Here is a 10773-nt window from a genome sequence, read left to right on the forward strand (position 1 = left end):
GCCATCCATGGCGCGGGGCGGCTAACCCGGCGTCCTGCCGGGTTACCCACGAATTCAAGCCTGCGTTCGGCCAGCGTGGTTTAACGGGGCGCCTGAGATCAAGATCACAAGCAGATCAAGAGCAAGAGCGGCTCGCTTCGCATCGTGGTTACCGTCTTTACTGCTCGCGTTAACCCGTCACTGGGCTCCGCCAGTCATCCGAGCCGGACGTACCGGCGACTTCGTGAGTCCAGATGATTTTGCGATAGGTGAAGTGCGCATCCTCCAGATGGGTGAAGTGGGCGTTGTCAGGGGCCTGGCAGTTGGGCATGCGCGATTGGATGTCGACGATGGTGGCGCCTTCCAGTTCAATCGTGAAGTAATGCTCCTGGGTTCCGGCCGAGGAGGTGCGTAGCCATTCGAGGCGGCAGGACACTTCTTCGCCGGTGGTCAGGGCGCTGAACAGCAAGGGTGAGGATTTATCGAAAACCTTGCTGATCATCAGCGGTTTATGCACGCGCTGACCGGTCGGCTGGCCCGACTGCGGGTCGCGGGGAATGATTACCTGATGAGCAAACGCCTGCACCAGAATCTGGTCCTCATGGCCTTCCTGATAAATGTTGCCTACCGAGTCCTGGGTAAATGTGCCTGCCGTAATCAAACCTTGTTTGACACCGGTGATGGAGAGGTACGCGGGTGTGGGCATGACGGGTTTCCTTGCCTGTTTGAGTAGGTATTGCCGGGCAGCGAGAGCGCTGATCGGGCAGGTTCCTATAACAAGAAGCGTGCCTGAAAGTGTGAGGCTCAATGAAATAAGGGCGAAAAATACTCAGCATCCTTTATTGAGCATTTGCTGTAGTGCTGTGGGTGGTTTTTAGTGTAATTAGTTGCACAGATATGCGCATTTAGTTGCTCATGTCATATGTTTGGCAAATGCATGGTTTTAGGCTGTGGATGATGGGTTTCGCTTGGATTGGCTGCGCAAATAGCTGCGCAGGCCGTTATTTTCAAGTGGTGTAGGATGTTTCTTAAGTTTCGTTCTGTTGCTTGCTGATTGTTTTTTTCGTGGCTAAGGTTCGCTCACTTCAATGTGTTTTGAGCGGAAGTTCAAGGGCGGTTTAACAATGATGTTAATTTTGCCTACTTTGCCTTGGATGGTTGTGTGCAGCCCAAAATCGTTTATTCAGAACAGCAATATGCCTATTACTTAGAACTTGCACGGACAGCGTGCTCGCCAAGCAGTTTTGTTGGCAGTGATATGCGCTATTCAAGTGAGTTTGAAGTGCTGGAAACCGAGCTGGGCAAGGCGCACTCCATTCATGGTGCGGGCCTGCCGGATTGGCAGAAGATCAGCGAAATCAGCGAGTGCATTCTGCGTGAGCATTCCAAGGATCTGCGCGTCCTCGTTTGGTTGATTTGGGCCCTGTACCAGCGTGATTCATTTGCTGGATTGCTGGCGGGGCTCGGTGTGTTGCGTGAACTCTGCGAGCATCATTGGGCGCAGGTCTATCCCGTTAAGCTGCGTACCCGCATTGCGGCGTTTGGCTGGTTGGTGTCGCGCCTTGAACAAGCGTGTGCGCACAACGTCCCGCTGGAGGATCAACGACCTTTATGCCAAGCGCTGCTGGAACACCTGGAATGTCTTGATCGGCTATGGGGCGAACAGCTTGGTAGCGAGGCGCCGTTGCTATTGCCGGTTCGCCGGCAGCTGTCGGCGCGTTTGGCCCAGGCTACAGCCGAACCTGGCGGCGTCGCGGGCGTCATTGCCCAGGTCAAGCCAGCGCCAACTCCGCGGCTAGAGCCCGAGCAACCGCTCAATAACGAAAAAGATGCGCACAAACGGCTGCGCGCATTGCAGGAGCAGGCTCGGCCTTTGTGTGCCTGGTGGTTGCGTGAGGATGCCACCGACCCGCGTGCCTTGCGCCTGGGCCGAACCCTGGCCTGGCTGATGCTCGTCAATTATCCCGACGCCAATAGTGAGCGGGTGACGGCGCTGCGCCCATTGGCTGGCGACAAGCGCAAGCGCTATCAAGACCGCTTCAGCCAAGGCCATTACGCCGATCTGTTGCTTGAACTTGAGGTCAGCCTGGCCGGTGCGATGTTCTGGTTCGACGGGTTGCGCATGGTCTGGGAGTGCCTGGAGGCCTTGCACGCAGAGCTGGCCATGACCGAACTGGAAATGCAATTCGCTCTGCTGCTGCATCGCCTGCCGAACCTGCCTGAGTATAGGTTCGAGGACGGCACGCCCTTTGCCGACCCCGCGACAGGTGAGTGGATCGCGCTTCATGTGATGCGTCACGTACACAAGCCCGAGCCCTCCAGGGTTGTCGTCGACAGCCTCGCCCAGCCTTGGGAAGCGGCGTTGCAAGCGGTGATGCCCTGCCTGCGCAAGGACGGCCTCAAGGCTGCGGTGGGTGTGTTCAAGCAAGGGCTGCGGGCGGCGTGCGGTGATCGAGCGCGCTTTCATTGGCACCTGGCGCTGGCCAGGTTGTGTGTGGAGGCCGGCAAGCATGACCTGGAGAGGATCCAGCTGGAACAACTCGACCTGCAGTTACAGCGCACGGGCCTGGAAAATTGGGAGCCGGAGTTGGCCGTGCAAGTCGGCCAGCTCCTGTATCGCTGCTACGACCTGTTGCCACAAAGCCAAACCGTACAAGACGCAAAAGACACCCTGCATCGCCGGTTGTGCCATTTCGACCTGGAAGCAGTACTTGAATAGTGCCTCATCAAAAAGGAAAAGCACCATGGCCAAAGACGGTTCGGTAGCCCCAAAGGAACGTATCAACATTACCTTCAAACCCGCCGTCGGTAGCGCTCAGGAAGACGTCGAACTGCCGTTGAAGCTGCTGGTGCTGGGAGATTTTTCCCTGCGCACGGACCCGCGCAAACTTGAGGATCGCAAGCCCATCGGCATCGACAAGCACACCTTTGACGAGGTGTTGGCAAAGCAAGCATTGAGCCTGACGCTGAGCGTGCCCAACCGCCTCCAGGAGGCAGCCGACGTGGAAGAGTTGCCGGTCCAGGTGCGGATCAACACGATGAAGGACTTCAACCCCGCGAACCTGGTGGAGCAGATCCCGCAATTGCAAAAGCTGATGGCTTTGCGTGAGGCGTTGGTGGCGCTCAAGGGCCCGCTGGGTAATACGCCCAGCTTTCGCAACGCTATCGAGCGGACGCTGGCCAATGGCGACTCGCGCGCACGAGTGCTCGCCGAATTGGGGCTGGATAGGCCCCAAGCCTGACATTTTCAGTAAAAGGACACTGACACCATGACCACCATTCAACACGGCACGCAACCCATACAGGTTATCGAAGGCGGTAGCATCCTCGATAACATCATTTCCCAGACATTGCTCAGCGCCGACGACGAGGCTTATGGCATCGCCAAGCGCGGGGTGTCGGCGTTTATCGCAGAGCTGGTCAAGCCACATAATTGTGACGAACCGGTAAAAAAACGCCTGGTCGACCGGATGATCGCCGAGATCGATACCAAGCTCAGCGAGCAAATGGATGAGATTCTTCACCACCCGGAGTTCCAGGCACTGGAGGCTTCGTGGCGAGGCTTGCAGTTGCTGGTTGATCGCACCGATTTTCGCGAGAACATCAAGATCGAGCTGTTGAATGTCTCGCGCCAGGACCTGCTGGATGATTTTGAAGACTCCTCGGAAATTACCCAGTCCGGGTTGTACAAACACGTCTATAGCGCCGAATACGGCCAGTTTGGCGGCCAGCCGGTGGGCGCGATCATTGCCAACTACTTTCTTTCGCCCAGTGCACCCGATGTGAAACTGATGCAATACGCATCCAGCGTCGCCGGCATGGCCCACGCACCCTTTATCGCTGCGGCGGGGCCGAGTTTCTTCGGCTTGGAAAGCTTCACCGGGTTGCCCGACCTGAAGGATCTGCGGGACCATTTCGAAGGCCCGCAGTTTGCCAAATGGCAAAGTTTCCGGCAGAGCGAAGACGCCCGATATATTGGCCTTACCGTACCGCGCTTTCTGCTGCGCACCCCGTATGACCCCCTTGAGTGCCCGGTCAAGACCTTCGCCTACCAAGAGAATGTGGTTAACAGCCACGAGCATTACTTGTGGGGCAATACCGCCTACGCCTTCGCCACTCGCCTGACCGATAGCTTTGCGCGCTTTCGCTGGTGCCCCAACATCATTGGCCCGCAAAGCGGCGGGGCGGTCGAAGACCTTCCGCTGCATCACTTCCAGAGCATGGGCGAGATCGAAACCAAGATTCCTACGGAGGTGCTGATTTCGGACCGGCGTGAGTACGAGCTGGCACAAGAAGGTTTCATCGCCTTGACCATGCGCAAGGGCAGCGACAACGCAGCGTTTTTTTCCGCCAGCTCCGTGCAGAAGCCCAAATCCTTTGGCATCAGTGAGGAGGGCCGGGCGGCAGAGCTCAATTACCGCTTGGGCACTCAATTGCCCTACATGATGGTGGTCAACCGCCTGGCTCATTACCTCAAGGTGCTGCAACGGGAGCAGTTGGGCGCATGGAAAGAGCGCACGGACCTGGAGTTGGAACTCAACAAATGGGTTCGCCAATACGTCGCGGACCAGGAAAACCCCAGCGCCGAGGTGCGTGGGCGTCGCCCCTTGCGTGCCGCGCGCATTGTGGTCAGCGATGTCGAGGGAGAGCCTGGCTGGTATCGGGTCAACGTCACGGTACGCCCGCATTTCAAATACATGGGGGCAGACTTCACGTTGTCCCTGGTCGGCAAGCTCGATAAAGAATGAGCAGAGGCCAGGGCATGCTTGAGCACAACAGCCTTTTCGAACGCCTTGAGCGTGGTGCGTCTAAGCCGGGCGCCGCCGTGGCGTCCATCGCCGCACATTTGGGGAAAATGCTCAGCACTCGTGCGGGCAGTGTCCGGACGCTGCCTGATTATGGCTTGCCTGACCTCAATGACATGCGGCTCAGCTTGCATGAATCCTTGAGTCAGTCGCGCCTGCATATCGAACGGTTTATCCAGGCCTATGAGCCGCGGCTGACGAATGTACGTGTCAGGCTGCTGCCGGTTGTGCGTGACTCCTTGTCCCTGGCATTCGCCATTGAGGCTGAGCGGATGATTGAGGGTGCCCTGCATCCTGTGGTGTTCCACGCGCGCCTTATCGATACCGGGCGGGTTGAGGTCTGTGCCGATGACGCTTAACCGTTATTTTCAAAGTGAACTCAGCGCGCTGCGCCAACTGGGGCGGCGTTTTTCCGAACGTAATCCCGCCCTGGCGCCGTTTCTTGGCGAAGCCGGCCAGGACCCGGATGTCGAGCGCTTGCTGGAGGGCTTCGCATTCCTGACCGGGCGCCTGCGCCAGAAGCTGGATGACGAACTGCCGGAGTTGACGCACTCATTGATGCACCTGCTCTGGCCCCATTACATGCGGCCGATACCGGCCTTCAGCATCCTGCAATTCGACCCGTTGAAACGTGCCGGCCCCAGCGTTCGGGTGGCTCGGGACACTGCTGTGCAAAGCGCCCCCATCCAAGGAGAGCGTTGCCGGTTCCGCACCTGCTATGCCACCGACGTCATGCCGTTGCAGCTCAACGGCCTGGAATACAGATGCCAGGGCGAAGGGGCCTGGTTGGACTTGCGCCTGCGCATGAGTGTCGACGGCAGCTTCAGTGAGTTGATATTCGATTCGCTGCGACTGCACCTGGCCGGTGACCATTACATCAGTCAGGGACTGTATCTGAGCCTATTGCGGCACCTGGAGGGCATCAGCCTGCAGCTCGTGGATCACGATGGTCTGCCGATCAACGCCGGCGATGGTCAACCCGTGACGCTGCGGCTCAATGCCAACCACGTCCGGCCGGTGGGGTTTGCCCCGGAGCAGGCGTTGATTCCTTATCCGCAGAACACCCTGGAGGGTTATCGGCACCTGCAGGAGTACTTCGCGTTTCCCGAGAAGTACCTGTTTGTCGATGTCGAAGGCCTGGACGTGTTGCACACGTTGTCTCACGAGTTGCTCCGGCAGGCGCACGGCCTGGTGATGCGTTTCGAACTTCGCACCCAGGGCCGTGAGCCCCTGCGTCCTACCCTGGATAACGTGAAGCTGTATTGCACGCCCATCGTCAACCTGTTTACCCAGGATGCCGTTCCCATTCGCCTGGACGGTAAACAGGACGAGTACCTCCTGGTGCCTGGGGAATACACGCCGGGCAATGCCAGCGTGTTTTCCGTGGATAAGGTCACCGGCTGGCGCCCCGGTGGTTTGGGCTATCAAACCTACGTGCCGTTCGAGTCGTTTGAACATGATTGCAACACTGAGCCTTTGGCGGCACCGCCCAGCTACAGCATTCGCCAACGTTCGTCGGTCCAACATGCCGGGCTCGACACCTGGATGGGGTTCGGCAATCGCCGCGAACAGGGCCAGGAAACCCTGTCGGTTGAACTGACCTGCACCAATTGCAATCTGCCACGGCAATTACGTGCAGGCGACATCAACCAGCCCGGCGAACAGACACCGGAGTCGTTGACGTTCCGCAATATCACCGCGCCAACGGCGAGCTACGCGCCGCCCCTGGACCAGAATTTTCTGTGGAAGCTCATCAGCAACATGTCGCTCAACTATTTGTCGTTGACCGATATCAACGCCTTGAGAGTGATTCTCGAAACCTACGACCTGCCGCGTTATTACGATCGCCAGGCGCTGAAGGTCAGCCAGAAAAGACTGGGGGCGTTGCGCGCCATCTGTCATGAGGCGATTGATCGCCTGCATCGTGGGTTGCCCGTGCGAGGTGTGCGGGTCGATCTGACCGTCGATTCCCAGGGCTTTGTCGGTCAGGGCGACTTGTTCGTATTCGCTTCGGTCCTCAATCAGTTCTTCGCGCTTTATGCCAGCCTCAATTCTCATCACGAGTTGCGTGTCATCAGCACACAAGGAGACGTGTATCTATGGCCATCTCGGATCGGGCAGCAACCCCTGCTCTGAATCAACTTTGCCGGGGTATCCGTGAATACACGCTGTTCCAGGCGGTTTTGCAGGTCACCGAGCGATTGCGTGAGGCTCATCCGCTGCTGGATGAGGACGCGCTGTACGACCAGTTGGAGTTCCAGGCCAACCCTGGCTTGGGGTTTGCCGCGCACGATATTGACCGAGTGGAGTTCTTTATGGAACACGGGCATTTGCGCGCACGCCTGCGTCTTAATGTGCTGGGGTTATTTGGCGCCGGGTCCCCACTGCCTGCGTTTTATGGTGAGCAGGCATTTGCCGAACAGCCGGGTGGCAACCCGACTCGAGACTTCCTCGATCTGTTCCATCATCGCCTGCACCGGCTGATGCTCCCGATCTGGCGCAAATACCGCTATCGGGCGTGTTTCCGGGCAGGCGCCAATGACGGTTTTTCCGAGCAGATGTTTGCCCTGACGGGGCTCGGTGGTGCCGCGATCCGTGGCGCTTGCCAGCTCGATTGCAAGCGCTTGCTGCCCTACCTGGGCCTGCTGAGTGTGCGTGTGCACTCGGCGGCGTTGATCGAGTCGGTCCTGCGTTACTACTTCAAGCACGACGCGTTGTTTATCGAGCAGTGGGTTGAACGCCAGGTCGAGGTCAGCCAGGTACAGCGCAATGACCTGGGACGGGCCAACAGTGTGCTTGGCGAGGACCTGGTGCTGGGGCGCCGCGTCGCTGACCGCAGTGGCAAGTTCAGGGTGCATGTCCGCGCGTTGGGGTGGCAGCGTTTTCACGACTTCCTTCCCACGGGAAAGGCCTGTCAGCCGCTGCGCTCACTGGTGCGCCTGACCCTGCGCGATCCATTGGAATACGACCTGCGTCTGGTAATGGCACAGGGTCAGATCAGAGCCCTGCACATTGGCGAAAACACGATTTGCCGCTTGGGCTGGACCACCTGGTTGGGGCGCGAGCGGGCCGATGGCGTCGTCACGCTAACCGGCAATTTTCATTAGGGATGAATGGACATGATGAACAGGGATTTGCAACACATGATCGACGCACTGTCTGCCTGTTTCGCACGCTTGGGGTTCGAGCGTGATGAACACGCGTTGCTTGACGTATGTGTCAGCGCGGCGGCCCGGCTGAGCCAGTGCGACGTCAGCCAATTGTACCTGCTCGATGAAGTGACCGGCGGGCTTGAACTGATCGCCCAACATCTTGCCCAGGTGCCGTCGCTCGCCGTAGTGCCTTCACGGCCTGGTCAGCATTCCCAACAGTTGCTGCACGACACCTTGACCCAGGGCACAGCGTTGAGCCTGGAGGATGTGCAAGGCAGCGGCCATGACACGTGTTTCCTGCCAGCATTGGCGACACCTTGGCGGGCACTCTTAAGCGTGCCGCTGTTCAACCGGTGCGAACGCATGACTGGTGTGCTGGTGTGCGCCCGCCAACACCCGGCCCAGCTGCAAGGCTACGCTCCCTCCTTGGGGCATTTGGGCAGCTTCGCCGTCAACCAGTTGCGCATACTGCGCGATGGCCAGCCCAACGTTGGCACACAGCCCGAATGCAACACACCCTTGGATGGTGCATACGGCTTGATTGGCACCAGCGTGGCGATGGAGCAGGCGTGCCGGCTGATCAGTAAAGTCTTGAACACCCCTTACACCGTGCTACTGCAGGGCGAGACCGGCACGGGCAAGGAAGTGGTGGCCCGGGCCATTCACGCGGCCGGGCCGCGTAAGGCGAAGGCGTTTGTGGTGCAAAACTGCGCGGCGTTCCCGGAAGGGTTGCTTGAAAGCGAGCTGTTCGGTTACCGCAAAGGCGCGTTCACGGGTGCCGAACGCAATCACGCGGGGCTGTTCGACACCGCACATGGCGGTACGTTGCTGTTGGATGAGATCGGCGATATGCCGCTGCCCTTGCAAGCCAAATTGCTACGGGTATTGCAGGAGGGTGAGGTTCGCCCGCTGGGCGCCAGTGCGGCACACAAGGTCGACGTGCGCATCATTGCCGCGACCCACCGCGACCTCGCGGCGATGGTCGCCGAAGGGCGCTTTCGTGAAGACCTCTATTACCGCCTGGCTCAGTTCCCCATCACCTTGCCGGCCCTGCGCGAGCGAGACGGCGATGTGCTGCAACTGGCGCGCCATTTCACGGCCAAGGTGTGCGCAGCGTTGGGCCGGCCACCTGTCGAGTGGTCGAATACGGCCCTCGATCAACTCTCCAGCCACGGTTTTCCCGGCAACGTGCGCGAGCTCAAATGCCTGGTGGAGCGCGCCGTGTTGTTGTGTGACGACCGCATAATTCGGCCCGAGCACCTGGCGCTGCCCCTGGCACCAAAGCCGGCCACTCCCGATGACGTGACGCTGCGCCAACGTATGCAGCGAGTGGAGCGCACGTTCCTGCTCGACTGCCTGCACAAGAACCACGGCAATCGCACCCGTACCGCGCGGGAGCTTGGGGTCGCCCGGCGTACCCTGCTTTACCGTCTGGCCCGTTTGAACATTCCCTTTGGTGATGCCCGGGAGGAACGCTGAATGACGCACTCGATTTTTACTGGGGGAGAAGCCTGATGCCTGATCGTGCGTGGCACGTCGTCGTGCTGGTGATGTGTTTGTTGGGAGGCTGTAACGCCAACTATGTGTTCGATGATGCCGAGTACCACCCCTTGGGTGATCCGCAGGCGATCATTCGTGGCCGCTGAAAGGAGAGGGCATGAAGCTGCAGCTTGTGTTTGAGGTCTGCGCGTGCGAAAGCGACAAGAGCCTACTTTTGGCCCGCAAAGTATTTGACGGTGCAGGCGGCGTGATCGGGCGCGGCCCTGGATGTGACTGGGTGATCCCTGACGCCAGCCGCGTACTCTCCAGCCATCATGGGTTGATCGGTTACCGTGAAGGCCGTTATTTCCTCACGGATATCAGCCGCAACGGTATAGGGCTGGCCAGCAGTCCTGAGCGCCTGCGCAAGGGGCAGGCGCGATTGATCAGTGACGGTGACGTCTTCGAGCTGGGGGTATTGACGATACGTGCGCGCCTGCTGGAATCGACGCGACCTTCCGACGAGTTGCTGACGCCCGCGGCAGTACCGATCCCCGATGACGCTTTCCTGTCGCTGGACCCGCTGCACGGCTTGGAGCTTGATCGCCAGCTGCAGGCCACCTCGGATGATCTGGAGGCCTTGAACAAGAGCGCCGATGAGCAAGCGATATGGGCAGATCACTTTGGGGCCGATAGCGAGCACGTGGCATTGCCGCGTCGGCAAGCCCCTTCGATAGGGGTTGCCGCCGTACCCGCTGTTGCGATGACGCCGTCGACCAACGAGGTGTTCTGGTCACAATTTGCAGCGGTCCTGGGTGTCGACCTTACGGCCCTCGACACGCTGGCCCGGGAGGCACTGGCGATCAAGGTGGCACGCTTGTTTCGGTTGACGATCGAAGGGCTGCAACACGGTTTGCGCACTCGGGAAGAACTGAATAGCGAATTGGGTACGGCGGCGTTCGCCAGTCAGGGCACGGGCCAGAACCCCTTGAAAGTGTATCGCGACACCGATGCTGCGTTGGCCGCGATGCTCGATACCCGGGAGTTGGGGCAACTGCCTGCCGTGCGCGCCATTGCCCAGGTGCACCGAGAACTGCAGGTGCATCAGATTGCGCTGCTGGCCGCTTGTCGAAGCGCCATACGTAACGCCCGCGCGGCCTTTGAGCCCAGCCACCTGTTGGGGTGCTTTGAGTCCCAGGGCAAATCGGCCGGGTTTTTCTCCGATGGCGGGCATTGGCGGGCCTACCAGCGTCACTACCAGCGTGGGGTGGGGCGAGAACAGCAGAATGATCGCCCGGTGGGCGGCGGCTTTGCCAAACACTAAGAGGAGGAGGTGCCGCTGGTCTCCAGGCTGTGAA

The 10773-nt window shown here is 59.5% G+C and carries 10 protein-coding genes; 9 read left to right on the forward strand and 1 reads right to left on the reverse strand.

What is annotated here, in order from left to right; all coding sequences use genetic code 11:
• Positions 1-169: 169 nt before the first annotated feature.
• Positions 170-685: an Hcp family type VI secretion system effector gene (locus GIW04_RS22000; RefSeq protein WP_120248159.1), complete on the reverse strand. Its 516-nt coding sequence runs from the start codon at positions 683-685 to the stop codon at positions 170-172.
• Between the two features lie 468 nt (positions 686-1153).
• On the opposite strand from GIW04_RS22000, the gene tssA reads away from it, so the two are divergent.
• From tssA to tagH, 9 genes are read left to right on the forward strand one after another with little or no spacing between them, the layout of a single operon-like run.
• A complete protein-coding gene (gene tssA, locus GIW04_RS22005; RefSeq protein WP_236479194.1) occupies positions 1154-2698 on the forward strand; it encodes a type VI secretion system protein TssA in 1545 nt (514 codons plus the stop codon).
• Positions 2699-2723: 25 nt separating this feature from the next.
• Complete coding sequence (tssB, locus tag GIW04_RS22010; RefSeq protein WP_003191794.1) at positions 2724-3221, forward strand: type VI secretion system contractile sheath small subunit; 498 nt, start codon at positions 2724-2726, stop codon at positions 3219-3221.
• Between the two features lie 27 nt (positions 3222-3248).
• Positions 3249-4727 (forward strand): type VI secretion system contractile sheath large subunit, encoded by a 1479-nt coding sequence (tssC, locus tag GIW04_RS22015; RefSeq protein WP_003191792.1) that lies wholly within the window; start codon positions 3249-3251, stop codon positions 4725-4727.
• Between the two features lie 14 nt (positions 4728-4741).
• Positions 4742-5143 (forward strand): type VI secretion system baseplate subunit TssE, encoded by a 402-nt coding sequence (tssE, locus tag GIW04_RS22020; protein WP_120248158.1) that lies wholly within the window; start codon positions 4742-4744, stop codon positions 5141-5143.
• Positions 5133-6920: a type VI secretion system baseplate subunit TssF gene (tssF, locus tag GIW04_RS22025; protein WP_003191789.1), complete on the forward strand. Its 1788-nt coding sequence runs from the start codon at positions 5133-5135 to the stop codon at positions 6918-6920. Before tssE ends, tssF begins: the two co-directional genes overlap by 11 nt.
• Positions 6884-7891 carry a type VI secretion system baseplate subunit TssG gene (gene tssG / locus GIW04_RS22030; RefSeq protein ID WP_120248157.1) on the forward strand — a complete coding sequence of 336 codons (1008 nt, stop codon included), beginning with the start codon at positions 6884-6886 and terminating at the stop codon, positions 7889-7891. Before tssF ends, tssG begins: the two co-directional genes overlap by 37 nt.
• 12 nt (positions 7892-7903) lie before the next feature.
• The gene (locus tag GIW04_RS22035) at positions 7904-9415 is read left to right on the forward strand and encodes a sigma-54-dependent Fis family transcriptional regulator (protein WP_120248156.1); all 1512 of its coding nucleotides are present in this window, start codon (positions 7904-7906) and stop codon (positions 9413-9415) included.
• A 35-nt stretch (positions 9416-9450) separates the two neighbouring features.
• A complete protein-coding gene (locus tag GIW04_RS22040) occupies positions 9451-9582 on the forward strand; it encodes a hypothetical protein (RefSeq protein WP_003191783.1) in 132 nt (43 codons plus the stop codon).
• Between the two features lie 11 nt (positions 9583-9593).
• Positions 9594-10739 carry a type VI secretion system-associated FHA domain protein TagH gene (gene tagH, locus GIW04_RS22045; protein WP_236479193.1) on the forward strand — a complete coding sequence of 382 codons (1146 nt, stop codon included), beginning with the start codon at positions 9594-9596 and terminating at the stop codon, positions 10737-10739.
• Positions 10740-10773 lie beyond the last annotated feature (34 nt).

Source organism: Pseudomonas sp. PA-4-8C (genome assembly GCF_021606625.1).
In the GTDB taxonomy this organism is placed as follows: Bacteria; Pseudomonadota; Gammaproteobacteria; order Pseudomonadales; family Pseudomonadaceae; genus Aquipseudomonas; species Aquipseudomonas lactis.

What these genes read in the sequence shown, in the direction of transcription:
- GIW04_RS22000 (WP_120248159.1), bottom strand. Translation starts at nt 685, where the DNA reads ATGCCCACACCCGCGTACCTCTCCATCACCGGTGTCAAACAAGGTTTG.
- tssB (WP_003191794.1), top strand. Translation starts at nt 2,724, where the DNA reads ATGGCCAAAGACGGTTCGGTAGCCCCAAAGGAACGTATCAACATTACC.
- tssC (WP_003191792.1), top strand. Translation starts at nt 3,249, where the DNA reads ATGACCACCATTCAACACGGCACGCAACCCATACAGGTTATCGAAGGC.
- tssE (WP_120248158.1), top strand. Translation starts at nt 4,742, where the DNA reads ATGCTTGAGCACAACAGCCTTTTCGAACGCCTTGAGCGTGGTGCGTCT.
- tssF (WP_003191789.1), top strand. Translation starts at nt 5,133, where the DNA reads ATGACGCTTAACCGTTATTTTCAAAGTGAACTCAGCGCGCTGCGCCAA.
- tssG (WP_120248157.1), top strand. Translation starts at nt 6,884, where the DNA reads ATGGCCATCTCGGATCGGGCAGCAACCCCTGCTCTGAATCAACTTTGC.
- GIW04_RS22035 (WP_120248156.1), top strand. Translation starts at nt 7,904, where the DNA reads ATGATGAACAGGGATTTGCAACACATGATCGACGCACTGTCTGCCTGT.
- GIW04_RS22040 (WP_003191783.1), top strand. Translation starts at nt 9,451, where the DNA reads ATGCCTGATCGTGCGTGGCACGTCGTCGTGCTGGTGATGTGTTTGTTG.
- tagH (WP_236479193.1), top strand. Translation starts at nt 9,594, where the DNA reads ATGAAGCTGCAGCTTGTGTTTGAGGTCTGCGCGTGCGAAAGCGACAAG.